General features: G+C 70.0%; 22 protein-coding genes. 1 reads left to right on the plus strand and 21 read right to left on the minus strand.

Annotation, left to right across the window (positions count from 1 at the left end; translation table 11 throughout):
- Nucleotides 1–390: 390 nt before the first annotated feature.
- The 16 genes from tyrS to LPH33_RS13895 form a co-directional block, all read right to left on the minus strand.
- The gene (gene tyrS, locus LPH33_RS13820) at nt 391–1,668 is read right to left on the minus strand and encodes a tyrosine--tRNA ligase (RefSeq protein WP_088899249.1); all 1,278 of its coding nucleotides are present in this window, start codon (nt 1,666–1,668) and stop codon (nt 391–393) included.
- Nucleotides 1,669–1,683: 15 nt separating this feature from the next.
- Nucleotides 1,684–2,334 (minus strand): DNA-3-methyladenine glycosylase, encoded by a 651-nt coding sequence (locus LPH33_RS13825; protein WP_088899250.1) that lies wholly within the window; start codon nt 2,332–2,334, stop codon nt 1,684–1,686.
- Complete coding sequence (locus tag LPH33_RS13830; RefSeq protein ID WP_016692763.1) at nt 2,319–2,540, minus strand: Trm112 family protein; 222 nt, start codon at nt 2,538–2,540, stop codon at nt 2,319–2,321. Before LPH33_RS13830 ends, LPH33_RS13825 begins: the two co-directional genes overlap by 16 nt.
- 39 nt (nt 2,541–2,579) lie before the next feature.
- Nucleotides 2,580–5,564 (minus strand): AMP-binding protein, encoded by a 2,985-nt coding sequence (locus LPH33_RS13835; protein ID WP_229564961.1) that lies wholly within the window; start codon nt 5,562–5,564, stop codon nt 2,580–2,582.
- A 153-nt stretch (nt 5,565–5,717) separates the two neighbouring features.
- Nucleotides 5,718–7,139: an argininosuccinate lyase gene (gene argH / locus LPH33_RS13840; protein ID WP_016692765.1), complete on the minus strand. Its 1,422-nt coding sequence runs from the start codon at nt 7,137–7,139 to the stop codon at nt 5,718–5,720.
- 2 nt (nt 7,140–7,141) lie between these two features.
- Nucleotides 7,142–8,341 carry an argininosuccinate synthase gene (locus tag LPH33_RS13845; RefSeq protein WP_088899252.1) on the minus strand — a complete coding sequence of 400 codons (1,200 nt, stop codon included), beginning with the start codon at nt 8,339–8,341 and terminating at the stop codon, nt 7,142–7,144.
- A 47-nt stretch (nt 8,342–8,388) separates the two neighbouring features.
- Nucleotides 8,389–8,898 (minus strand): arginine repressor, encoded by a 510-nt coding sequence (locus tag LPH33_RS13850; protein WP_016692767.1) that lies wholly within the window; start codon nt 8,896–8,898, stop codon nt 8,389–8,391.
- 2 nt (nt 8,899–8,900) lie between these two features.
- The gene (gene argF, locus LPH33_RS13855; protein WP_088899253.1) at nt 8,901–9,830 is read right to left on the minus strand and encodes an ornithine carbamoyltransferase; all 930 of its coding nucleotides are present in this window, start codon (nt 9,828–9,830) and stop codon (nt 8,901–8,903) included.
- Nucleotides 9,831–9,836: 6 nt separating this feature from the next.
- Nucleotides 9,837–11,024, minus strand: a complete 1,188-nt coding sequence (locus tag LPH33_RS13860; protein ID WP_088899254.1) for an acetylornithine transaminase — start codon at nt 11,022–11,024, stop codon at nt 9,837–9,839.
- Entirely contained in the window at nt 11,021–11,959 is a 939-nt protein-coding gene (gene argB, locus LPH33_RS13865; RefSeq protein WP_088899255.1) for an acetylglutamate kinase, read from the minus strand. Before argB ends, LPH33_RS13860 begins: the two co-directional genes overlap by 4 nt.
- On the minus strand, nt 11,956–13,206 hold the full coding sequence (gene argJ / locus LPH33_RS13870; RefSeq protein ID WP_059381097.1) for a bifunctional glutamate N-acetyltransferase/amino-acid acetyltransferase ArgJ: 1,251 nt from the start codon (nt 13,204–13,206) through the stop codon (nt 11,956–11,958). Before argJ ends, argB begins: the two co-directional genes overlap by 4 nt.
- Nucleotides 13,203–14,276, minus strand: a complete 1,074-nt coding sequence (gene argC, locus LPH33_RS13875; protein WP_060652954.1) for an N-acetyl-gamma-glutamyl-phosphate reductase — start codon at nt 14,274–14,276, stop codon at nt 13,203–13,205. The genes argJ and argC overlap by 4 nt, the downstream gene beginning before the upstream one ends.
- A 60-nt stretch (nt 14,277–14,336) precedes the next feature.
- Nucleotides 14,337–14,837, minus strand: a complete 501-nt coding sequence (locus LPH33_RS13880; RefSeq protein ID WP_229564962.1) for a PspA/IM30 family protein — start codon at nt 14,835–14,837, stop codon at nt 14,337–14,339.
- Nucleotides 14,834–15,838 (minus strand): SDR family oxidoreductase, encoded by a 1,005-nt coding sequence (locus LPH33_RS13885; protein WP_088899257.1) that lies wholly within the window; start codon nt 15,836–15,838, stop codon nt 14,834–14,836. The genes LPH33_RS13880 and LPH33_RS13885 overlap by 4 nt, the downstream gene beginning before the upstream one ends.
- The gene (locus tag LPH33_RS13890; protein WP_088899258.1) at nt 15,835–16,746 is read right to left on the minus strand and encodes a bile acid:sodium symporter family protein; all 912 of its coding nucleotides are present in this window, start codon (nt 16,744–16,746) and stop codon (nt 15,835–15,837) included. Before LPH33_RS13890 ends, LPH33_RS13885 begins: the two co-directional genes overlap by 4 nt.
- Nucleotides 16,743–18,074: a flavin-containing monooxygenase gene (locus LPH33_RS13895; RefSeq protein ID WP_160876915.1), complete on the minus strand. Its 1,332-nt coding sequence runs from the start codon at nt 18,072–18,074 to the stop codon at nt 16,743–16,745. The genes LPH33_RS13890 and LPH33_RS13895 overlap by 4 nt, the downstream gene beginning before the upstream one ends.
- Before the next feature lie 58 nt (nt 18,075–18,132).
- Between LPH33_RS13895 and LPH33_RS13900 the strand changes: the two genes are divergently transcribed.
- Nucleotides 18,133–19,200, plus strand: coding sequence for an Lrp/AsnC family transcriptional regulator (locus tag LPH33_RS13900; RefSeq protein WP_229564963.1), 1,068 nt, complete (start codon nt 18,133–18,135; stop codon nt 19,198–19,200).
- Here the strand turns inward: LPH33_RS13900 and pheT are convergent.
- The 5 genes from pheT to rpmI form a co-directional block, all read right to left on the minus strand.
- A complete protein-coding gene (pheT, locus tag LPH33_RS13905; protein ID WP_229564964.1) occupies nt 19,189–21,675 on the minus strand; it encodes a phenylalanine--tRNA ligase subunit beta in 2,487 nt (828 codons plus the stop codon). The two genes, LPH33_RS13900 and pheT, sit on opposite strands and share 12 nt — an antisense overlap.
- 59 nt (nt 21,676–21,734) lie before the next feature.
- Entirely contained in the window at nt 21,735–22,805 is a 1,071-nt protein-coding gene (pheS, locus tag LPH33_RS13910; RefSeq protein WP_059381089.1) for a phenylalanine--tRNA ligase subunit alpha, read from the minus strand.
- Between the two features lie 84 nt (nt 22,806–22,889).
- Nucleotides 22,890–23,702: a TrmH family RNA methyltransferase gene (locus LPH33_RS13915; protein ID WP_229564965.1), complete on the minus strand. Its 813-nt coding sequence runs from the start codon at nt 23,700–23,702 to the stop codon at nt 22,890–22,892.
- Between the two features lie 38 nt (nt 23,703–23,740).
- A complete protein-coding gene (gene rplT, locus LPH33_RS13920; RefSeq protein ID WP_006553977.1) occupies nt 23,741–24,121 on the minus strand; it encodes a 50S ribosomal protein L20 in 381 nt (126 codons plus the stop codon).
- 67 nt (nt 24,122–24,188) lie between these two features.
- The gene (rpmI, locus tag LPH33_RS13925) at nt 24,189–24,383 is read right to left on the minus strand and encodes a 50S ribosomal protein L35 (RefSeq protein WP_006553978.1); all 195 of its coding nucleotides are present in this window, start codon (nt 24,381–24,383) and stop codon (nt 24,189–24,191) included.
- Nucleotides 24,384–24,425: the final 42 nt, after the last annotated feature.

The raw sequence follows: 24,425 nt of genomic DNA on the forward strand, positions 1-24,425 counted from the left end.
ACTGGATCACCGCAGACGGAAGAATGCGATGTCCAGCAACAACCACCCACAAAAAGTGAAGTGGTCGCACCAAATATTATTTGGCACTGACATTCATCGGCACACTGTTGAGTTCTCAAAGAACACGCGCACATCATCACGTTTCCGGACACCTGTCCGGCTCGCTCCGAGGCAACCGTTCCAAGCTATCACATCCGATTTCAGGGCCGCAAATCGCTGCTTTCCTGTTCTCTTCCGTGAGAGCCGATCGATGCGACATCGAACATGCCTGTTTCCGAACCTCTCGGTCCGGCGGGCTGTTCGGTGTCGCTCGAACGACGACTAAGTTACGCCGACGCTAACGAACCGTCAAATCCGCTGGTCAGAGGCCCGCCAGCGTCGGCGAAGGTGTCAGTCGCGGACGACTCGCACGCCGGCGAAGTTCCGCTTGCCCCGACGCAGGACGAGCCAGCGTCCGTGCAGCAGTTCTCCGTCGCGCGGGGTCCACTCCTCCGAGGCGATGCGAACGTTGTTGACCGATGCGCCGCCTTCCTTGACGGTGCGACGCGCAGCTCCCTTGCTCTCGCACAGACCCGACGCGACGAGCAGGTCGATGATCGTGTCCGGCTCGCCGGCGCGGAGCTCCGTCACGGACGCCTCGGTCAGTGCGGCCGCGAGCGTGGCCTCGTCCAGCTCGCCCAGCTCGCCTCGTCCGAACAGGGCGCGGCTGGCCAACTCGACCGCAGCGGTGTTGTGCGCCCCGTGGACGAGCGTGGTCATCTCGGCAGCGAGTCGCTTCTGGGCCTCACGTGCGTGCGGACGCTCCGTGGTGGCGGTCTCGAGCTCGGCGAGTTCGTCCTTGTCGAGGAAGGTGAACCAGCGCAGGTACTTCATGACGTCGGCGTCGGCTGCGTTGACGAAGTACTGGTACCAGGCGTACGGGCTCGTCATCTCCGGGTCGAGCCACAGGCTGCCACCACCGGTGGACTTACCGAACTTCTTGCCGTCGGACGAGGTCACGAGCGGGACGGTCAGGGCGTGCACGCTCGCGCCGTCGGTACGGCGGTTGAGCTCGACGCCGGCGATGATGTTGCCCCACTGATCGGAACCACCGACCTGCAGCGCACATCCGTATTCGCGGCGGAGCTGCACGTAGTCGTTGGCCTGCAGGAGCATGTAGCTGAACTCGGTGTACGAGATGCCGTCGCCTTCGAGGCGGCGCTTGACCGTGTCGCGGGCGAGCATCACGTTGATCGAGAAGTGCTTGCCGATATCGCGCAGGAAGTCGATCGCGGACAGCTTGCCGGTCCAGTCGAGGTTGTTCGCGACCACGGCTCCCGTCGGGGAGTCGTCGAAGTCGACGAACCGCTCGAGCTGCCCACGGATCCGCCCTGCCCATTCGGCGACGGTGTCGGCGGAGTTCATGGTGCGCTCCCCCACGTCCCGCGGGTCGCCGATCATGCCGGTCGCGCCACCTGCGAGAACGATGGGCCGATGGCCGGCGCGCTGGAAACGCTTGAGTGCGAGGAGCGGAACGAGGTGACCGGCGTGCAGGCTCGGGCCGGTCGGATCGAAACCGGCATAGAGGGTGATCGGACCCTTGTCGAGTTCGCCTCGGAGTGCGTCGAGATCGGTCGCTTGCGCGATGAGCCCGCGCCAGGTCAGTTCGTCGAGAATGTGCTCAGTCACCGTTCGATCATCCCATCACGCTCGAGGGGCGGCGGGTGCGCGTGGGCTGCGCCGGTACGCGGAGACCCCGATCGCGCCGGGAACCCACAATCGCCACGGCCTGTCGGCCGCCACGCTGATCCCCACGCGCGGACCCCGCGCGACCTCCCCGACCAGCGGTTCGGACGGAAGTTCCACCCGTACCCGAGCGTCGGAAGCATCCACGTCGATGCCGTTGTCGGTCAGGTCGAGTCCGAGCGCAGCGGCCAGATTGCCCGGACCGCGCGCAAGATTCGCGAACGGTGTGCCGGGCGTGCGACGCGAACGGACGGCCTGTTCCCCCTCGACGACCTCGCCACCCCGCAACAGCACGGCCGCGGCGGTGCCGTCGGGACCGAGGGAGACGTTCGCGCAGAAGTGCAACCCGTAGCTGCGGTAGACGTACAGGTGCCCCGCAGGTCCGAACATGACCGAATTGCGCGGGGTCGGTCCGCGGTACGAGTGCGCGGCCGGGTCCGGCCACGGTCCGTCCTCGGGTCCGCCGTAGGCCTCGACCTCCGTCAGCAGGACGGCGGTCTCCCCCACCCGGACGGTTGCTCCGAGCAGCGCTTCGGCGGCCTCGACCGGATCGAGTCCTTCGAGTTCGCCGCGGACGGATCGACGATTGCGGCTCAGTCGGTGCTCCATCCGGCGACACCGCGCGCGGTGAAGTCCTCGTGCTCGGCGTCGGTGACCTCGCGGGCCTCGTCGACGAGGAGGACCGGGATGCCGTTCTCGATCGGATACGCCCGTCGCAGTCGCGGGTTGTACAGGACGGCGTCGTCGACGAGAAGCAACGGCCCCTTGTCCTCCGGACAGGCCAGAATGCTCAGCAACGTGGGATCGACAGCCACGGATGTCCTTTCGAAGGGCGGAACCGAACCGGACCCAGGCTACCGCGCCCCGGCGGGCGAACCGGCCGTGCCCGCCTTCCACGCCGTGGCCACGGCCTTGGTGAACCGCTTGTACGTGCCGGTGTCGGGGTTGAGGTACCAGGTGCGGACGGTGGGCACGGGCAATCCCTGTTCGCGCAGACGATCGGCGGACGGGCGGTAGGACGGGCCCAACGGGATGTCGGGCACGACGTGCACGAGATCGGGTCGTTCGTCGGCCGGGACCGAGTCGAACGCCGCCGTGATCTCCGCGGCGGTCGGTGCACGGTTGCCCCGCAACGAGCAGCCGGCGACCGCGATGTCGCGTCCTCCGACCGAGATGCCGTAGGCGACGGCGAGATCGACGCGCGGGATCGCTTCGAGCACGTCGGCCACGCTCTGGGTGAAGACCGGGCCGTGGAAGGTGGGGATCACCGTCCGTCGACTGTCGAGCAGCCAGTAGTCGCCGTCGGCGTCGCGGCGGAACAGGTTGTCGGTGGGCACCCACACGTCGCCCGCTTCGAAGACGCCGCGCATCACACCGGTGATCGCCGAGGTGGCGGGGCCGGGACGGCCGAGCAGCAGCCCGACCTCGCCGACCTGCGCCTCCCGCACGAAGCCGCGTTCGTCCTCGACGAGTCGGCCTGCGCCGGCGTCGTAGGCGGCGAGGCGCACGTCGGCGCTGCCGGGCAACGGCCGGCCCTTCGAGCCGATCTTCGAGCCGGAGACGTTCGCGAGCACGACGTTGCCCTCGGTCGACGCGTAGAACTCGAGAACCCGGGCGGGCTGGAACCGGTCGAGGGTACGGCGCCACAACCCCGGTGGCATGCCGGAACCGATGAACAACCGGATGGGATGGATGGCGTCGATGTGCAGCGACGGACTGTCGAGCACCTCACGCATCATCGACCAGGTGTAGGTGACGACGGTGACGCCGTAGCGGTGCACCTCGTCGCTGAAGAGCGACGGATTCAACCCGCGCGACAGCGCAATACGCGCCCCACCGGCCAGCGCACCACCGAAACTGACGAGCAGACCCGACGAATGATGCAGGGGCGCAAGGCAGTACATGGTGTCGCCGCGGCCCAGCGAAGCGGCGGTGGCGGTCCCGAAGGCCGACAGCGCCCATCGGTAGTTGGTGACCCGTCGCACCGCGAGCGTGTCGCCGCCACCGGAGAACAGGATGAACGCGAGTTCGCGTGCGAGTCCCGGATCGGCGACGTACCAGCCCGGCAGTTGCACGGAGGAAATGTCGAGTCGTTCGAGATCGACGACGTCGGCGCCGGGTTCGATGTCGAGGTCGCGGACGTCACCGCCGCCGAGTACCAGCACGGGCAGGCCGGTCGCGACGGCCGCGTCGAGGTTCTCGGGATCGGCGACGATCTTCTCGACACCGCCGAGTCGTACGGCCTCGGCGATGTCCGGTCCCGGCGGGATCAGGACGGACACGCCGCCGAGACGGGAGATCGCCGCGACCGCCGCCATTGCGCTGGGGCGCACGTCCATGAGGATGCCGACGTGCATCGCGGGACGGATGCCGTTGTCGACGAGCCCGAGGACGACGTTGTCGATCCGCCGGTTGACGGCCTCGAAGGTGTAGACCCGGTCCTCGAAGATGAAGCACTCCCGCTTCGGCGACTTGCGGCCGATCTCGGCGAGCAGGCCACCGACGGAGATGCGGGTGCGCGGCTGGATCTGCCCGAGCCGCGCGAGCCGGGGCAACGCGCGAGCGGCCTCACCGGTCAGATCGCGTGCTCCGCGGACGGCACCGACCGCGATCCCCGCGAGCCCCTTGCCGAAATCGGTTCCGACGTCGGCGAGCGTTGCGGCCGTATGCGTGATGCGGGATGCGACCGAGACGCCGGTGCCCTCGTCGGTGGGGTTCGGCACGGCCATCGGCGCGATGCCGACGGGCCGGTCCCCGACGCCCTCGCGCCACTGCACCCACTCCCCGACCGACGGCCACGTCTGCTGACCGGCAACACTACCGACGACCAGACCGAAATGCCCTGCGCGCAAGGTGTATTCGTAGACCTCCGCGCGGGGCGACGCCTTGCGGATGCCGCGCACGGCGAGCGGTTGCCCGATGTCGTCGACCTCACCGATGAACGCGAGGACGGGGCAGGTGATCTCGGCGAGGCTCACCGCCCGGTCGTTGATGACGAAACCGCCACTGACCATGCGGTTGTGAGCGATGAACTGGCGCAACACCTCGGCGACGGCCGGTCCGGACCACGCCACCCACCCCTCGGTGTCGAGGAACCGGCGCTGAGGTTCTCGCGGCAGCAGCGCTTCCCGGTCGTGGAGCTGGAGCAGGAAGTCGATGCGCGATCGCACGGTCTTGACCGGATCGAGCAGCTGGAAGCCGGTGCGCGCCATCCACCCCGTGATCGCGAGGCGGTTGAAGACGTGGTCGGCGAGGAAGTCCGCGGAGTGGGTCGCGACGATCTCCGGGATCCCGAAGGGCAGGGCGGCGAGGGTGTCGACCGGGCTGCCGAAGGTGATCAGGCTCGCGATGCCGCGGCTGCGCCGGTACGCCGCGACCTGATAGCAGAACATGCCGCCCTGCGAGTACCCACCGAGGTGCACGTCGCGGCCGGTGTAGGCGCGGACGCAGTCGACGACCTCGTCGAGGGCGAGGATGTGATCGGTGAGGGTGCGTTTCCAGCCGCCCTCCTCCTGGTCGGGCGACCCGAAGTCCACGACCCAGGGGTCGAGTCCCGCTTCGTGGAGGGTGCCGACGGCGCCGGCGTCACGGGTGACGTCGTACACCTCGGCGGACACCATCATCGGTGGCACGAGGACGATCGGGATGCCCGTGGAAGCGGTGTCGGACTCGGGGAAGTACCGGCGGAGCCGGTACATGGAGGTGCGCTCGACGACCTGATAGGGCGACGACGACCGGCTGGGTTCGAGGCCACCGAAACGCAGGACTTCGAGACCGTTCTGGGCAGTGGCGACGAGCCGTCGCACCGACTCGGTCACTACATCGGCGTCCAGTCCCACGGTCCGCTCCCCTTCTCGACGATGTATCCGCACCGGTCCCCGGCACCTGCGGTTCTACACCGGTACCCGCTGCATGCCGAGAGTATGTGCCAGCCTGCCACACCACCCTCACCGTCCCGGGCAACTCGGGGTGTGCCCGGGACGGCAGGCGTGTCAGCCGCGAACCCAGTCGCGCAGGTGTGTCGCGGCGTCGCGCACGCGGCCGAGCTGCTCGGCCACCCGCACGCCCGCGGTGCCACCACGCGCGTCGCGTGAGGCGATGGATCCTTCGACGGTGAGCACTTCCCGCACCTGCGGGGTCAGGGCCGGATCGACGCCGGCGAGCTCCTCGTCCGTGAGGTCCTCGAGGCCGACCCCGCGGCCTTCGGCGACCCGCACGCATGCCCCGGCCGCCTCGTGGGCGACGCGGAAGGGAACACCCTGGCGGACCATCCACTCGGCGATGTCGGTCGCGAGGGTGAATCCGGCGGGTGCGAGCTCGGCCATCCGCTCGGTGTGGAAGGTCAGCGTCGAGACGAGACCTGCGATCGCCGGGAGCAGCAGCTCGAGCTGTGCGACGGAGTCGAAGACCGGCTCCTTGTCCTCCTGCAGGTCGCGGTTGTAGGCCAGCGGCTGCGCCTTGAGCGTGGCCAGCAGACCGGTGAGGTTGCCGATGAGGCGACCGGCCTTGCCGCGGGTGAGCTCGGAGACGTCCGGATTCTTCTTCTGCGGCATGATCGACGACCCGGTCGACCATTCGTCCGCGAGGGTGACGTACCCGAACTCGGGGGTGCTCCACAGGATGACCTCCTCCGCCATGCGGGAGAGGTCGACGGCGATCTGCGCGAACACGAACGCCGCTTCCGCCGCGAAGTCGCGGGAGCTGGTCGCGTCGATCGAGTTGTCCGCCGCCGAGTCGAAGCCCAGGTCGGCTGCGATCGCGTCGGGGTCGAGACCGAGCGACGAGCCGGCGAGTGCTCCCGACCCGTACGGCGAGACCGCAGCGCGCTTGTCGAAGTCACGCAACCGGTCGACGTCGCGCAGCAACGGATGCGCGTGCGCGAGCAGGTGGTGCGCGAGCAGCACGGGCTGCGCGGCCTGCAGATGCGTCTTGCCGGGCATCACGGCATCGGGGTGCGCCGCGGCCTGGCCGGCGATCGCCTCGACCACGTCGAGGACACCGTCGGCGATGCGCCGCGCGCTGTCGCGCAGCCACATGCGGAACAGCGTCGCGACCTGGTCGTTGCGGGAGCGGCCCGCGCGGAGCCGGCCGCCGACCTCGGGGCCGACCCGCTCGATGAGTCCCCGTTCGAGCGCGCCGTGCACGTCCTCGTCGGACTCGGCGGGGCCGAACGCACCGGAGGCCACATCGGCGGCGAGTCGGTCGAGGCCGTCGAGCATCGTGGCGAGGTCGTCGTCGGTGAGGAGTCCGGCGCGGTGCAGGACCTTGGCGTGGGCCTGCGAGGCGCGCACGTCGTACGGGGCCAGCGCCCAGTCGAAGTGCGTGGACTTGCTCAGCGCCGCCATGGCGGCGGCCGGTCCGGATGCGAACCGGCCGCCCCACAGGGCACCTTCGTTGGTGCCGTGAGCCGTCATGACTACAGGCCCAGATCGCGCTTCGCGGCGACCTTCGACGACAGGCCGTGGATCTGCACGAAGCCCTTGGCGTTGGACTGGTCGAAGCTGTCGCCCTCGTCGTAGGTGGCGAGGTTGAAGTCGTACAGCGACTCGGGGCTGCGACGGCCGTTGACGGTGATGTGTCCGCCGTGGAGCACCATGCGGATCTCGCCGGTGACGCGTTCCTGGGTGTTCTCGATGAAGGCGTCGAGAGCGGTCTTCAGCGGCGAGTACCACAGGCCGTCGTACACCAGCTCGCTCCAGCGCTCCTCGACGCGGCGCTTGTAGCGGCCGAGTTCGCGCTCGAGGGTGACGTGCTCGAGTTCCTGGTGGGCGGTGATGAGGGCGATGGCGCCGGGGGCCTCGTAGATCTCGCGGCTCTTGATGCCGACGAGGCGGTCCTCGACCATGTCGAGGCGGCCCACACCCTGTGCGCCGGCGCGACGGTTGAGTTCCTGGATGGCCTCGAGGACGGTGACGTGCTTGCCGTCGATCGCGACGGGGCGACCGGCCTCGAAGGCGATGATCAGCTCGTCGGGTGCCTGCCAGTGGGCGGTGGGGTCCTCGGTGTAGTCGTAGACGTCCTTGGTGGGGGCGTTCCACAGGTCCTCGAGGAAGCCGGTCTCGACGGCGCGGCCCCAGACGTTCTGGTCGATGGAGAACGGCGAACGCTTGGTGACGTTGATGGGCAGGCCGTGCTCCTCGGCGAAGGCGATGGCCTTCTCGCGGGTCCAGGCGTAGTCGCGGACCGGTGCGATGACCTGGAGGTCGGGGGCGAGGGCGCCGAAGCCGACCTCGAAGCGGACCTGGTCGTTGCCCTTGCCGGTGCAGCCGTGGGAGACCACGGTGCCGCCGTGCTCGCGGGCGGCCTGCACGATGTGCTTGACGATCAGCGGGCGGCTGATGGCCGAGACGAGCGGGTAGCGATCCATGTAGAGCGCGTTGGCCTGGACGGTGGGCAGGCAGTACTCGTTGGCGAACTCGTCCTTGGCGTCGACGACGATCGATTCGACGGCACCGCAGTCGAGGGCGCGCTGACGCACGACCTCCATGTCCTCGCCACCCTGGCCGAGGTCGATGGCCACGGCGACGACCTCCTTGCCGGTCTCCTTGCCGATCCAGCTGATGGCGACGGAGGTGTCCAGCCCGCCCGAATAGGCGAGTACGACGCGTTCGGCCATTGTCTTTGTGCTCCTTCGTATTTCGACGTGCGTCTATGAGTGGTAGGTCAGGCGAGTGATTCGATTTTCGCGGCCAGTTCGGCTCCCGTCGTCGGTTCGCGGGCGATGACCGCGATGGTGTCGTCGCCGGCGATCGTTCCGACCACCTCGGGTAATGATGCCCGATCGAGTGCACTGGCCAGATAGTGCGCCGCCCCGGGTGGGGTGCGCAGCACGGCGATGTTGCCGCTGGAGTCGGTGGACACCAGCAGTTCGCCGAGCAACCGGGACAGGCGGTCGGTGCCTCCGGTCACGCCGCGCACAGGGCTGCCGTCCTCCGGGACGACGTACACCCCGGCGCCGCCGTCGGCCGCGCGGAGCTTGACGGCGCCGAGTTCCTCGAGGTCGCGGGACAGGGTGGCGGTGGACACCTCGATGCCGTCCTCGGCGAGGAGGGCGGCGAGTTCGGTGTGGCTGCGCACCGGGTGCGCGGCGAGCAGTGCGACGATGCGGGCCTGCCGCGCCGCGCGCGTCGGCGCGGTCGCTGCGCTGTCCGCATGGTTCGCCGCGGTGCTCACGGTCAGCTCCGGCTCTGCTCGAGCAGCCACACGAGCAGGGCCTTCTGTGCGTGGAGGCGGTTCTCGGCCTCGTCCCACACCACCGACCGCGGTCCGTCGATGACCTCGGCGGTGATCTCCTTGCCGCGGTAGGCCGGCAGGCAGTGCAGCACGATCGCGTCGGTGTCGGCGAGGGAGACGAGGTCGTCGTTCAGCTGGAACGGCCGGAAGGGTGCCTCGCGGTCCTTGCCGTCGTCCTCCTGCCCCATCGACACCCAGGTGTCGGTGACGAGCACATCGGCGCCGGTGGCTCCGATGCGCGGGTCGTCGGTGACGGTGACGCTGCCGCCGGTCTGTTCGGCCCGTGCGCGGCTCGCGGCGACGACCTGCGGGTCGGGGGTGAACCCGGCCGGGGATGCGATGGTCACGTGCATGCCGGCGGTGACGCCGCCGAGCATCAGCGAGTGCGCCATGTTGTTGGCGCCGTCGCCGAAGTAGGTCATCCGCAGGCCCGCGGTGGCGCCCTTGTTCTCGCGGATGGTTTGCAGGTCGGCGAGGACCTGGCAGGGGTGGAAGGTGTCGGTGAGTGCGTTGACGACGGGCACGGTCGAGTGCTCGGCGAGCGTCTCGATGCGGTCCTGTCCGTAGGTGCGCCACACGACCGCTTCGGTGAACCGGGAGAACATCCGGGCGGTGTCCTCGAGGGTCTCACCCTTGCCGATCTGGGTGGAGCCGGTGTCGACGACGATGGCGTGTCCGCCGAGCTGGGCGATGCCGGCGTCGAAGGAGAAGCGGGTGCGGGTGGAGGTCTTGTCGAAGAGCACGGCGACGCTGAGGGGCCCTTCGAGGGGGCGGCGGGACAGCGGTGCCTTCTTCAGTTCGGCGGCGAGTTCGAGCACCTCGGTCTGTTCGGCCGGGGTGAGGTCGTCGTCGCGCAGGAAGTGGCGGAGCACGGGTCGTCAGTTCCCTTCCCGGTCGGCGGTGTCGAGGACGGCGGGCAACGCCGTCACGAAGCTCTCGGCCTGCTGTTCGGTGAGGATCAGCGGGGGCGCGAGACGGATCACGTCCGGTGCGGCGGCGTTGACGAGGAAACCGGCCTCGCGGGCGGCGGTCTCGACGGCCGGTGCCTTCGCGGCGGTGAGGACGACACCGAGGAGCAGCCCGGAGCCGCGCACGTGCGAGACGAGCGGGTGCCCGAGTTCCTCGATGCCGGCGGCGAGGGTCTTGCCAACGGTGTTCACGTGGTCGAGCAGGTTCTGCTCGTCGATCGTGCGCAGCACCGCGAGGGCGGCCGCGGCGCACACCGGGTTGCCGCCGAAGGTGGTGCCGTGCTTGCCGGGCTGGAACAGCTCGGCGGCCGGGCCGGTGGCGAGGACGGCGCCGATGGGCAGTCCGCCGCCGAGACCCTTGGCGAGGGTCATCACGTCGGGGGTGATGCCCGCTGCCTGGTGAGCGAAGAAGCTGCCGGTGCGGGCGATGCCGGTCTGGACCTCGTCGAGCACGAGCAGGGCGCCGCGTTCGGTGGTGATGCGACGCGCGCCGGCGAGATAACCCTCGGGCGGGACGACGACGCCGGACTCGCCCATGATCGGTTCGAGGAAGACGGCGGCGGTGTTCTCGTCCACCGCGGCCTCGAGGGCGTCGAGGTCGCCGTAGGGCACGAACTCGACGCCGGCGGGCATCGGTTCGAAGGGGGCGCGCTTGTCGGGCTGGCCGGTCAGGGCGAGCGCGCCCATGGTGCGGCCGTGGAAGGCCTTCTCGCACGCGACGATCTTCGGCCGTCCGGTGAGCCGGGCGATCTTGAACGCCGCCTCGTTGGCCTCGGTACCGGAGTTGCAGAAGAAGGCGCGACCCTCGTGACCGAAGCGATCGAGGAGCTTCTCGGCGAGTTCGAGCACCGGCGGCGAGGCGTACAGGTTCGACACGTGGCCGAGCTGGTTCAGCTGCGCGGTGACGGCCTCGATGATCGCCGGGTGGCGGTGGCCGAGGCTGTTGACGGCGATGCCGCCGAGCAGGTCGAGGTACTGCTTGCCGTCGGCGTCGGTGAGGACGGCACCGTCGCCCGCGACCAGCGCGACCTTGGGCACGCCGTAGTTGTTCATCAGCGAACCCGCCCAGCGCTGCTGGAGGTCGGACGTGCCGGTCATGCGGGGCCTTCCTTCCCGGAGGACGGCACCACCATGGTGCCGATGCCTTCTTCGGTGAACAGTTCGAGGAGTACGGAGTGAGGTTGGCGCCCGTCGATGACGTGCGCGGTGGGCACTCCGCCCTGCACGGCGCGCAGGCACGCCTCCATCTTCGGGACCATGCCGGAGTCGAGCGACGGCAGCAGCGCGGTGAGCGCGTCGGCGTCGATCCGCGAGGTGAGCGAGCTGCGGTCGGGCCAGTTCGTGTAGAGGCCTTCGACGTCGGTGAGCACGACCAGCTTCTCCGCGCCGAGCGCTTCGGCGAGGGCGGCCGCGGCGGTGTCGGCGTTGATGTTGTGCACCACGCCGTCGGCGTCGGGCGCGATCGTCGAGACGACGGGGATGCGCCCGGCGGCGATGAGGTCGAGCACCGCACCGGGGTCGACGCTGGTGACGTCGCCGACGAGCCCGATGTCGGTGGCCTCGCCGTCGACGACGACCGTGCGGCGGGTCGCGGTGAACAGTCCGGCGTCCTCACCGGAGGTGCCGACGGCGTAGGGGCCGTGGCTGTTGATCAGGCCGACGAGTTCGCGTCCGACCTGCCCGAAGAGCACCATCCGCACGACGTCCATGACCTCGGGGGTGGTGACGCGGAAGCCGCCGCGGAATTCACCTTCGAGGCCGAGTCGCTTCAGCATGGCGTTGATCTGCGGGCCGCCGCCGTGCACGACGACGGGGTGGAGGCCGACGGTGCGCAGGAACGCCATGTCGGCGGCGAAGGCGGTCTTGAGAGTGTCGTCGATCATGGCGTTGCCGCCGTACTTGACGACGACGATCTTGTCGCGGAACTTCTGCAGCCACGGCAGGGCCTCGGCGAGGACGAACGCCTTCTGGTGCGAGGTGAGGTCGGCGATCAGTGCGTCGGTCACGTCGTCTCCTGTGTTCGTTCCGGTCACGACGAGTACGCCGAGTTCTCTTCGACGTAGGCGTGCGAGAGGTCGGTGGTGCGGATGGACACCTGCGCGTCGCCGAGACCGAGGTCGATGTCGAGGGCGATGTCGGCGGCGGACAGGTCGACCTCGCGGGCGCCGGGGGCACCGACACCGTCGATGCACACCGGGTTCCCGTTGAACGACACGGAGATCTTGTCGGGGTCGAGTTCGATCGGGGCGATACCGATGGCGGCGAGCACGCGGCCCCAGTTGGGGTCGGAGCCGAACAGGGCGGTCTTGACGAGGCTGTCGCGGGCGACGGTGCGGGCACCGATCAGGGCGTCGGCTTCGCTGGCGGCGCCGCGGACGGTGACGGTGACCCGCTTGGTGACGCCCTCGGCGTCGGCCATCATCTGCTCGGCGAGGTCGTCGCACACGGCGAGGACGGCGGCGTTCAGCTCGTCCTGGCTCGGGGTGATGCCGCTCGCGCCGGAGGCCAGCAGCAGCACGGTGTCGTTGGTGGAGGTGGCGCCGTCGACGTCGAGGCGGTCGAAGGTGAGCCGGGACGCGTGGCGCAGCGCGGTGTCGAGTTGGTCGGCGGTCGCGACGGCGTCGGTGGTGACCACGCACAGCATCGTCGCCAGGGCGGGGGCGAGCATGCCGGCGCCCTTGGCCATGCCGCCGACGTTCCACTTGTCGGCGTGGTGCAGGGCGGCCTGCTTGGGCACGGTGTCGGTGGTCATGATCGCGTAAGCGGCGTCGGTGCCGCCGGAGATGCCCCCGGCGAGTTCGTGGACGATCTCCTGCACGCCGGAGAGCACCTTGTCCATCGGCAGGCGATCGCCGATCAGACCGGTCGAGCACACGGCGACCTCACCGGCACCGGTCTCGGTGCCCCAGTTGCTCAGCGCGTCGGCGACGGCCTCGGCGGTGGCGTGGGTGTCCTGGAAACCCCCGGCGCCGGTGCACGCGTTGGCGCCGCCGGAGTTGAGGATCACCGCGCGCAGGCTGCCGGACTTCAGCACCTGCTGGGACCACAGGACGGGAGCGGCCTTGACCTTGTTGGTGGTGAACACGCCGGCGGCGGTGAGTTCGGGGCCCTCGTTGAGTACGAGCGCGAGGTCCTGCCTGCCGGAGACCTTGATACCGGCGGGGATGCCGGCGGCCCGGAAACCGGCGGGGCTGGTGACACCCTGGGTGCGGATCAGGCGTCCTCCGGCGATCTCGGTAGCGCCGGTGTAGACGTCGTCTGCGTACTTGTTCTCGGTCACGGAGCCACTCCCACGGTGGACAGGCCGGCGGTCTCGGGCAGGCCGAGTGCCAGGTTCATCGATTGCACGGCGGCACCGGCGGTGCCCTTGGTGAGATTGTCGAGCGCGGCGACGACGACGAGCAGTCCGGCGTCGGCATCGACGGTGACGGCGATCTGGACGGCGTTCGAGCCGACCACCGCGCCGGTGGCGGGCAGCGCGCCTTCCGGCAGCAGCTGCACGAACGGTTCGTCGGCGTAGGCCTTCTCGTAGACGGCACGGGCCTCGGCGGCGGTCACCGTGGTCGGCGCGGTGCAGGTCGCGAGGATGCCGCGCGGCATGGGCGCGAGGACCGGGGTGAACGAGACCTTCACGTCGGTACCGGCGAGAGCGGAGAGGTTCTGCTTGATCTCCGGGGTGTGCCGGTGGGCGCCGCCGACGCCGTAGGCGCGGACCGAGCCCATGACCTCGGAGCCGAGCAGGTCGACCTTCGGGGACTTCCCGGCGCCGGAGGTGCCGGAGACGGCCACGACGTTCACGACGGGTTCGACGATGCCGGCGGCGACGGCCGGGGCGAGGGCGAGCGAGGCGGAGGTCGGGTAGCAACCGGGGACCGCGATGCGGGTGGCGCCGACGAGGGCGTCGCGCTTGCCGGGCAGCTCGGGCATGCCGTAGGGCCAGGTGCCGGCGTGGTCGCTGCCGTACCAGCGCTGCCAGTCGGCGGCGTTCTCGAGCCGGAAGTCGGCGCCGCAATCGATGACGACGGTCGTCTCGGGCAGCTGCTCGGCGATCACGGCGGAGTGGCCGTGCGGCAGGCCGAGGAAGACGACGTCGTGCCCGAGCAGGGTGTCGATGTCGGTGGCGCCGAGCACGCGGTCGGCGAGCGGCAGCAGATGGGGATGGAACTCACGCAAGGTGGCGCCGGCGTTACCGCCGGCGGTGAGCGCGCCGATGACGAGTGAGCCGTCCTGGTAGGCGGGATGGCCGAGGAGCAGGCGCAGGATCTCGCCGCCCGCGTAACCGCTGGCGCCTGCCACGGCGACCCGTAGCGGCGACTCGGGGGTGGCGGTGAAGTCCGGTGAAGTACCCATACGAATGATTATGCACCCTCATGCAAATCATTTCATAGGGGGTGTCCCTTTCGGGAGGATTCACTCCGACCGCAACGACCGTCGGATCTGCTCGAGCCGGTCGGCAGCGGCCGCCTTGCGCTCCTCGTACTGCTCCTCGAGCGTGCGAGCCGCCCCGGTCGCGTGAGCGAGTTCCTCCGCGCCGAGCGCGGTCGCCGAACGCTGTTCGATCTTCTCACGCACCGATTCGAAGGTCGGCACCCCGTCCGCGGTGTAACCGGTGATCTCCTCGATCGTCGGTGCGCGGACCGGGCTGTCGACGATTCCGGAGTCGACGACACCCGGTTCGACGATCTCGGCTTCGTGCACCTGAGCCTCGTGGACGTCCTCCTCGCGCGGGGCCACGTCGGGATCGGGGCTCGGCTCCGGGTCGATCGGCGGCACGTCCGGAATGTCCGGGCCCGGCGGCACATCCGGCACCGTCGGCGTCTCCGGCCCGGCCGGGGTGACGTCGGGGACGGGCTGCTCCGGCTTGTCGGGTTCCTCGGGAGACGGCACCCGGCCGGCTTCGTCCTTGCTCATGCATCCAGGCTACGTCGCTCGGCTCCCGCTGAGTCCTGTTCGGCGCGAGCCCGCAGATACGCCTCGAAGGCCTCCCGGCTGGTGTACCGCAGGCGCACACCGAGTTCCTCACGCAACCGCCGGTTGTCGAGCACCGGACGGTACTGCAGGAAGCCGACCCGCTCCGGGCCGTGCTCGGTCAGACGCAACGCGCGCCCGATCCGCAGGGCGAGCTTCAGCACCGCGGCGGGCACCGTGAGGGTCCTGCGGTTCGTCATCGCGGCGATCTCGGGCACGGTGACGACCCCGTCGCCCGCGACGTTGAAGATGCCCGTGACCGGACCGAGGACGGCCTCGGCGAAGGCCGCCGCGACGTCCGTGTGCCAGACGAACACGAACGGGCTGTCGCTGCCGGCGACGACGAGCAGCCGCTCGCGGTCGAGCAGTGCGGTGATCTGGTTGCGGACGGTCTCCCCCAGGATCGTGCCGATCCGCAGGATCACCTGTTCGAGCTGCGGATCCTCGACCCGGGTGGCGGCGAGCATCTCCTCGACGAGACGCTTGTGCCGGCTGTAGGTGAACTCGTCGTTGCCGCGGATCGGATCGTCCTCGGTGAGCGGGACCGGGTTGTCGGCGTGATAGCCGTAGGCGGCGCCCGAGGACGCCACCACCAGCCGTCGCACCCCGTAGGTCAGTGCGGCGTCGACGACGTTGCGTGCGCCGTCGACGTCGACGGCGTATTCCTGCTCCGGGGTGCTGTCACGTCCGGGGTTGACGATGGACGCCAGGTGCACGATCACGTCGGGGCGGTGGGTGCCGACGACCTCGGCGATCCGGCGGCGGTCGCGGACGTCGGCGATCACGTGGGTGACGGCGTCGTCGGCGTCCGCGGGTTCGTGAAGGTCGGCAGGTACATGGAGGTCGGCGCTGATCACCCGGACACCGCGCGAGCGCAGGGCCGCGACGACGGCGCTGCCGAGGAAGCCGTTGCCACCGGTGACGAGGGCGGTGAGGGAGGTCATGCGATCACCTTTCGAGTTGCGGTGCGACGGGACCAGACGGTGGCCAGGAGCAGTCCGGCGACGATGTCCCAGATCCCCCACCAGCCGGCGACGATCGCCATGCCCCCGAGTCCGTCGAAGAAGGTCATGACGAGGCCGAGGCCGAGACCTGCGTTGCGGATGCCGACCTCGAACGAGACCGCTCGGCGGCTGTACTCGGGCAGTCCGCTCGCCCATCCGCACAGATAGCCGAGGCCGAGGGCGATCGCGTCGTGCAGGAACACCGCGAGCAGGACGAGTCCGATGTAGTCGAGGAAGTCGGCGAAATTGCCGGCGAGCCCGGCGACGATGAAGGCGAGCAGTGCGAGCAGGGATCCGTTCTTCACCCACGGCTGGGCGCGGGACGCGAGGCCGGGCGCCTTCTGCGCAGCCCAGATCCCGAGGACGAACGGCAGCCCGATGATCAGGGCGATCTGCACGACCATGTCGAGGCCGTCGAGTTCGACCGAGCGCAGCAGCGCCCGGGTGTCGTCGCTGCGACTGCCCCAGAACGCGAAGTTGATCGGCATGAGCACGATGGCGAACACGTTCGACACGGCCGTCATCGACACCGACAGGGCGACGTCGCCGCCGGCCCGGTGGGTGAGGACGTTGGAGATGTTCCCGGGCGGGCAGCACGCGACGAGGATCATGCCGAGCGCGATCGACGGCGCGGGGTCGAGCAGCAACGTCAGCAGCCAGGTCACGGCGGGCAGTGCGAGGAACTGCGCGGCGATGCCCACCGCCATGGCCTTCGGTGCGCGCAGGGCACGGCGGAAGTCGTCGACGGAGGTGTCGAGGGCGATGCCGAGCATGATCGCCGCGAGCACGACGTTGAGGACGAGCAGCGAACCGGAGTCGAAGGAGAGCCTGACGTCGTCGACGTTCACCGCACGCCCGCCCCGGTGGACGAGCCGGCGGCCTCGCGGACCGCGCGGGTCTGATCGCGTAGCGCCGTGCGATAGGCGTCCTTGTTGACGTAGTAGGCCATCCGGCCGAGCTTCAGATAGCGGTAACCGCCGGTGAGGTCCGGGGGCGAGGCCGCGAGGGCCGCCCGCCATCGCGCCGCGGCCGCCGGGTCGGTGTCGGTGAGACCGATCGCGGCGGCGACGAGTTCGGCCTGTTCGTAGCGGCCCTGCCAGCCGAGCCCGGACGACTCGACCATGCCGAGCACGAACAGGTTCGCGAACCGACGGCTGATCATGTTCAGCAGCAGGTCGGGTGCGTGGCCGCGCCAGTCGAGCAGGTCGCGGTCCAGGAACGGATAGTCGAGGACGTAACCGGTGGCGTGCACGATCATGTCGTAGCCGGCGGCGGAGCCGTCCCGGAACCGGACCTCGGCGCCGTCGTACCGCTCGATGTCGGGCCGCACCTGCACGTCCCCGTGACCGAGGTGATGCAGGATCAGCGAGTTGACGACCGGGTGCGATTCGTAGAGACGGTGGTCGGGTGCGGGCAGCCCGAAGCGGGTGGGGTCGCCGGTGAACTGGCGCAGCAACAGCGCGTCGAGGCGCTGTTTGATCGGCGCCGGCAGCGGCCGCCCGCGGGTGAGGGTGTCGGCGGGACGCCCGAACAGGTACTTGGGCACGAAGTGATAGCCGCGGCGCACGCTCAGGTCCACCGACCGGGCGTGATGGACGGCGTCGACGGCGATGTCGCAGCCGCTGTTGCCGGCGCCGACGATCAGGACCCGCTTGCCGCGGAAGCTCGTCGGGTCCTTGTAGGCGCTGGTGTGCAGGATCTCGCCGTCGAACTCGCCGGCGATCTGCGGGTGGTTCGGTGTCGCGAGGGTGCCGTTGGCGACCACGACACCGCGGTAGAGCTCGGTGGTCGCGGCGCCGTCCCGGTCGGCGGCGGTCACCCGCCACCGGTCGCCGTCCGGTTCGACGCGGGTCACGGTCGTTCCGAAGCGGTAGTGCTCACGCAGGCCGAAGACATCGGCGTAGTCGCCGAAGTACCGGGCGAGTGCCGCGTGCCCCGGATAGTCAGGTGTCTGCGGCGGCATGGGGAACTCGGCGAACTCGGTGGTCGTCTTCGAGGAGATCAGGTGCGCCGACTCGTAGACCGTGCTCGCCGGGTTGGTGATGTCCCACAACCCCCCGACGGTGCTGTGGGACTCGAAGCCGACGAAGTCGATGCCCTGCCGGGAGAGCGCGCGGGCTCCGGCGAGTCCCGAGGGGCCCGCCCCGATCAGCGCATACTTCTGCTCCGTCTCCATGTGTCGTAGGCTCGCAGGCCGCACGAATTCGGCACGGATTTTGCAGGATAATGACGAAATGGACGATTCCGAGTACGGAACTTCGCGATCGATCGATGAAATCGACCTGAGAATTATCAATGCGCTCCAGTGGTCTCCGCGCTCCACGTGGGATGCGCTGGCCGGTCCGCTCGGTCTCGATGCCGCCACGGTGGCCCGGCACTGGCGCCGCCTCGAACGCGAACGTCTGGCGTGGACCACGATCACCCCGGGGCCGCGCATCCTCGCGCAGGTGACCACCGCGCTACTGGAGATCACCATGGCACCCGGCGCAAGGAGATCGGTGACCGAGGTGATGACCGGGCGTCCGCACGCGGTGACCGTCGAGGTGCCGTCGGCCGGCGCCGACCTGCTCGTCACTGCCGCGACCGCGACCTACGAGCAGATGACCCGGTTGGTCGTCGACGACCTGGCACAACTGCCCGGCGTCGCGTCGATCCGCACCCACGTGGTCTCGGAGTGGTTCACCGAGGGCGGGGCGTGGCGACTGAACGCGCTCGGGCCGGGCGAGGGAGGGGAACTGACCTCGGGCTCGCGGCGGGTAGGTGAGCGGCGCGGACGCACGGCGATCTCCGCCACCGATCGCGCGATCCTGTCGGCGCTCGCGGTCGACGGCCGCACCCCGATGCGCACCCTCGCGGAGATCGCCGGGGCCGGAGCGGCAACGGTCAAACGCCGGGTAGAGGCATTGCTGGCCGCAGACGTCGTCGGCCTACGGTGCGAGTTCGCGCATCCCGCAGCGGGTTTCGCGGTGCTCGTCACGTTGTGGTGCACGGTGCCCGTGGAGCGGTTGACCACCACCGGGCGGGTGGTGAGCCGGGAGCCGGAGGTGCGCAACTGTTTCGCCGTCGTCGGCGCCGCGAACCTCGTGGTGCAGGCGTGGTTGCACTCCCCCGCCGAGGTCCCGGACTTCGAGGCCCGGCTGCTCGCACGATGCCCCGACCTGGCCGTGCGGGACCGGGTGCTGGTGTTGCGCATTCACAAGCTCGCCGGGCACATCCTCGACCGTGCGGGCCGCAAGGTCACCACGGTCCCGCCCGACGTGTGGCTGCCGGGCGGGGACGCGGGCGTCGTCTCAGGCGCGTAGCTCGGCACCGACCGCGGTGGCCGCGGCGGCCACCGCCGCCTCGCGGGCGGCGCTGGCCTCGTCCTCGGTGAGGGTGCGATCGGGAGCGCGGAAACGCAGCGCGAATGCGAGGGACTTGCGGTTCTCCCCCAGCTGGGCGCCCTGGTAGACGTCGAACAGGCGGATGTCCTCGAGCAGGTCGCCGCCACCCGAGCGCAGGGCGCTCTCGACGTCGGTGGCCGGCACGTCCGCGTCGACCACGACGGCGACGTCCTGCAGGACCGCCGGGAACGGCGAGACCACCGGCGCCGGAAGCGATTCCACGATCGGTAACGCGTCGAGGTCGAGTTCGAAGGCGCACGTGCGGGCGGGCAGGCCAGCCCGTTCGATCACCGCGGGATGCAGTTCGCCGGCGTGGCCGACGACGACCCCGTCGACGAGCAGTTCGGCGCAGCGGCCGGGATGCCACGGCAGGTACTGCGCGGCGCGGCGCTCGAGGCGCACCCCGGCGGCACGTGCCACGGTCTCCGCGGCGGCGAAGGCGTCGAAGGCATCGGCGGCGCGGCCCGTGCCCCACGGACCGGCCGGTTCGCGCAATCCGGCGAGCACACCACCGACATGGACGGGCTGCTTCGGCAGCGACCCTTCGAGCAGGGCGATCTCGTCGTCGGTGGGACGACGGTCGACCGGCAGCAGGTCGACCGGCTTCGTCTCGGAGGTGGGCTGCACGACCTGCGCGATCGCGTAGAGCGACAGGTCGCGCTGTCCGCGCGAGACGTTGCGGCCGAGGATCTCGAGCAGACCCGGCAGCAGCGTGGTGGCCAGCTCCGGACGGTCGGACTCGAGGGGGTTGAGCACCTTGGTGGTCACCCGTCGCGGGTCGTCGGCGTCGAGCTTCCAGGTGTCGAACACACCGGCCGGCAGGAACACCGGGGCGAGCACCTCGACGTAGCCGTCGTGGGCGAGGGCACGGGAGACGGCGCGGCGACGCTTCTGCGTGGCCGTCAGACCACGACCGGCGGGGGCGGTGGGCAGCACCGACGGGATCTGCTCTAGACCTTCGAGGCGCAGCACCTCCTCCACGAGGTCGGCGGGCTGACGCAGGTCGGGACGCCAGGTCGGCGGGGTGACGACGAGCTGGCCGTGGCCGTCCTCGCCGACGCCGACCTCGACCGCGCACCCGATCTGTGTGAGGCGGCGGGCGGCGGTGCCGTTCGGGTAACTCACCCCGGCCATGCGGTCGGGCAGGTCGATGTCCATGCGGATCGTCGGGCTCTCGGTGGGCACGACGATGTCGGTGAGGGTCGACTCCACGCGGCCGCCGGCGATCTCGACGAGCAGGCTCGCGGCCCGGTCGAGCGCGGCGCGGGCCAGGGCCGGATCGACGGTGCGCTCGAAACGCTTGCCGGCCTCGCTGCTGAGCTTGTGCCGACGGTTGCCGCGGAAGACGGCGAGCGGATCCCAGGTGGCGGCCTCGAGCAGCACGTCGGTGGTGCTGTCGCCGACCTCGGTGGTCGCGCCGCCCATGATGCCGGCGAGGGAGATCACCCCGGAGTCGTCGGTGATGACGACGTCCTCGGGATCGAGATCGCGCTCGACACCGTCGAGGGTGGTGAGCTTCTCCCCTGCCCGGGCGCGTCGCACGACCAGCTCACCCTGCAGGGTGGCGGCGTCGAAGGCGTGCAGCGGCTGGCCGAGTTCGAGCATGACGTAGTTGGTCACGTCGACGGCCGGGGAGATCGGGCGGACACCGGCGGTGTGCAGGCGGCGCTGCATCCACCACGGGGTGACGGCCTTCGGATCGATGCCGGTGACGCGGCGTGCGGCGAACCGGGTGGCCTTCGTCTCGGGCTCGAGCCGGATCGGGTAGGCCTCGCCGCCGTCGGACGGCAGTGCCGGCACGGCCGCGGGATCGGCGAATTCGAGGTCGAAGCCGCACGCGAGTTCGCGGGTGAGTCCGCGGACGGAGAAGCAGTATCCGCGGTCGGGGGTGATGTTCAGTTCGATGACGGTGTCGCCGAGACCGAGCAGATCGTTGGCGTCGGTGCCGGGTTCGGCCGTGCCGGGCTCGAGCACGAGGATGCCGGAGTGGTCCTTGCCGATGCCCAGCTCGGACAGCGAGCAGATCATGCCGTCGGAGATGTGCCCGTAGGTCTTGCGCGATGCGATGGCGAAGTCGCCGGGAAGCACGGCGCCGGGCAGGGCGGCGATGATGAGGTCGCCCTCGGCGAAGTTGCGGGCACCGCACACGATGCCGCGCGGTTCGTCCTCACCGACGTCGACCTTGCAGAAACGGATGGGCTTCTTGAATTCGGTGAGCTCGGTGATCTCCACGACCCGTCCGACGACGAGGTTGTCGATGCGGCCGAGGGTCTCGATGTCCTCGACCTCGAGTCCGACCCGGACGAATCCCGCGTCGAGTTCCTCGGCGGTGACGTTCCACTCCGGGGTGGCGCGCTGCAGGATCTCGGTCAGCCAGGACTGCGCTACTCGCACTTGTGCTCAGCTCTTTCGTTCGGTCGTCGGTCGGTGGAGTCGGTGTCGGGAGCGGGCTCTCAGCCCTGCACGCCGAACGGCAGGGTGAAGCGCACGTCGCCCTCGACGATGTCGCGCATGTCGGGGATGCCGTTGCGGAACTGCAGGGTGCGTTCGAGGCCCATGCCGAACGCGAACCCGGTGTACACGTCGGGGTCGATGCCCGAGGCCCGGAGCACGTTGGGGTTGACCATGCCGCAGCCACCCCACTCGACCCAGCCGGCGCCGCCCTTCTTGTTCGGGAACCACACGTCCACCTCGGCGGACGGTTCGGTGAACGGGAAGTAGTTCGGGCGCATCCGGGTGCGGGTCTCCGGCCCGAACAGCGCCCGCGCGAACGCGTCGAGGGTGCCGCGCAGGTGCGCCATGGTCAGGCCCTTGTCGACGGCGAGACCCTCGACCTGCGAGAAGACCGGGGTGTGGGTGGCGTCGAGTTCGTCGGTGCGGAAGGTGCGACCGGGGCACACGACGTAGATCGGGATGTCGCGGTGCAGCATGGTGCGGACCTGCACGGGCGAGGTGTGGGTGCGCAGCACCTGCCGCGAACCCTCCGGGGCGATGTGGAAGGTGTCCTGCATCGTGCGCGCCGGATGGTCGGGCAGGAAGTTCAGGGCGTCGAAGTTGAAATGCTCGGTCTCGACCTCGGGGCCTTCGGCGACCTCCCAGCCCATCGCGACGAAGACGTCGGCGATCTCATCGGAGATGATCGAGATCGGGTGGCGAGCGCCGAGCGCGCGGCGGGTCGCGGGCAGGGTGACGTCGACGGCCTCGGCGACGAGGACCGCGGCGTCGCGTTCGGCCTGCAGCACCGCCTTGCGGTCGTCGAAGGCGGCCTGCACGGCGGTGCGGTGGGCGTTGACCCGCTTGCCGGCGTCGGCGCGCTCGTTGCCGGGCAGCGAGCCGAGGGCGCGCTTGGCGAGGGAGATGGGCGCCTTGTCGCCGAGGTGGTCGATCTTCGCCTGGGCGAGTTCGTCGAGGTCGGTCGCAGCGGCGAACGCGTCGATCGCGGATTTCTCGGCGGCGGTGAGCGCGTCCTCGGTCAGGGCGCTCGGATCGACTGCCGGCGGGGTGCCGCCCTCTTTCTTGGCCACGACCGGTGCATCTCCTTCTTCGGACGAACGGGTGATCTCGGTAGGTGCGGTCCGGGCCGGAGTCCGCGGAAGCACGGGGAAATCCTATGTGATGGGCCGAGCGGCCCGATGTTGCACCCGCGCGCTCGCATACAGGCAGATCGAGGCGGCGGTGGCGAGGTTGAGCGATTCGGCGCGTCCGCGGATAGGGATGCGGACGCGGTGGTCGGCGCGGGCGGCGACCTGCGGGTCGAGTCCGTGGGCCTCGTTGCCGAACAGCCAGGCGGTGGGCGCGGCGAGCAACTCGTCGGCGTCGTCGAGGTCGATCTCGCCGTCGGCGGCCGTCGCGAGGATCTGCACGCCGGCCTCGGCGAGCGCGGCCAGCACCCGGTCGGTGTCGCGTTCGCGCGCGACCGGCAGATGGAAGATGCTGCCGGCCGAGGAGCGCACGCACTTGCCGTTGTGCGGGTCGACGCTGTCGCCGGCGAGGACCACGGCGTCGGCGCCCACGGCGTCGGAGACACGGATGAGGGTGCCGGCGTTGCCGGGTTCGGCGACCGCGACGGGGACGGCGAGCAGCCGCGACCGCGGGGTCACCGCTTCGGCGAGCGGCACGTCGAGGGTGTCGCACACGGCGACGAGGCCGGGCGGGGTGACGGTGTCGGACAGCCGGGCAGCGGCCCGCTCGGTGACGATCCCCACGCGCACACCCTTGCGGTGTGCCTCGTCGACGACCGTCGCGTACCGGGCGGCGGCCGCCTCGGTGACGAACAGTTCGTGCACGCGGGCGGCGGCGAGCGCCTCGGTGACGGAGTTCTCACCCTCGGCGAGGAACCGCCCGGTCTTGCGACGCTCGGCGGTCCGGAGCAGTTTCACAGCAGAAACGACCCGTGGTGTGCGCTCGGTGAGCGTGTCCACGGGTCGTTCCTGGATGTTGTCGTAGCTCAGGGCAGCACTCAGGCAGCCGGAGCGTTGACGTCGGCCGGCAGGGCAGCCTTGGCGACGGCCACGAGGCCGGCGAAGGCCTCGGCGTCGGAGACGGCGAGCTCGGCGAGGATCTTGCGGTCCACCTCGACACCGGCGGCCTTCAGGCCCTGGATGAAGCGGTTGTAGGTGATGTCGTTGGCGCGGGCAGCAGCGTTGATGCGGCTGATCCACAGCTTGCGGAAATCACCCTTGCGGGCGCGACGGTCGCGGTAGGCGTAGGTCAGCGAGTGAAGCTGCTGCTCCTTGGCCTTGCGGTACAGGCGCGAGCGCTGTCCGCGGTAGCCCTTCGAGGCCTCGAGAATCGAACGACGCTTCTTCTGGGCGTTGACGGCCCTCTTCACGCGTGCCACTGGTTATGTGTCCTGTCAGAGTTCGGGGGACGAACGAGGTGTCCCCGGATGGATCGGTCGGAGAGGCTCAGAGCCCGAGCATGCGCTTGACGCGCGGAGCGTCGGCATCGGCGACGACGGCCTTGCCGTCGAGGCGACGCGTCACCCGCGAGGACTTGTGCTCGAGCAGGTGGCGGCGACCCGCCTTCTGGCGCAGGACCTTTCCGCTACCGGACACCTTGAATCGCTTCGCGGTGCCGCTGTGGGTCTTCGACTTGGGCATGGAGTCCTCAGTTCTTGTCGTGTGCGTACATCGGTGCTCACG

Source organism: Rhodococcus sp. RDE2 (genome assembly GCF_020885655.1).
In the GTDB taxonomy this organism is placed as follows: Bacteria; Actinomycetota; Actinomycetes; order Mycobacteriales; family Mycobacteriaceae; genus Rhodococcus; species Rhodococcus pyridinivorans.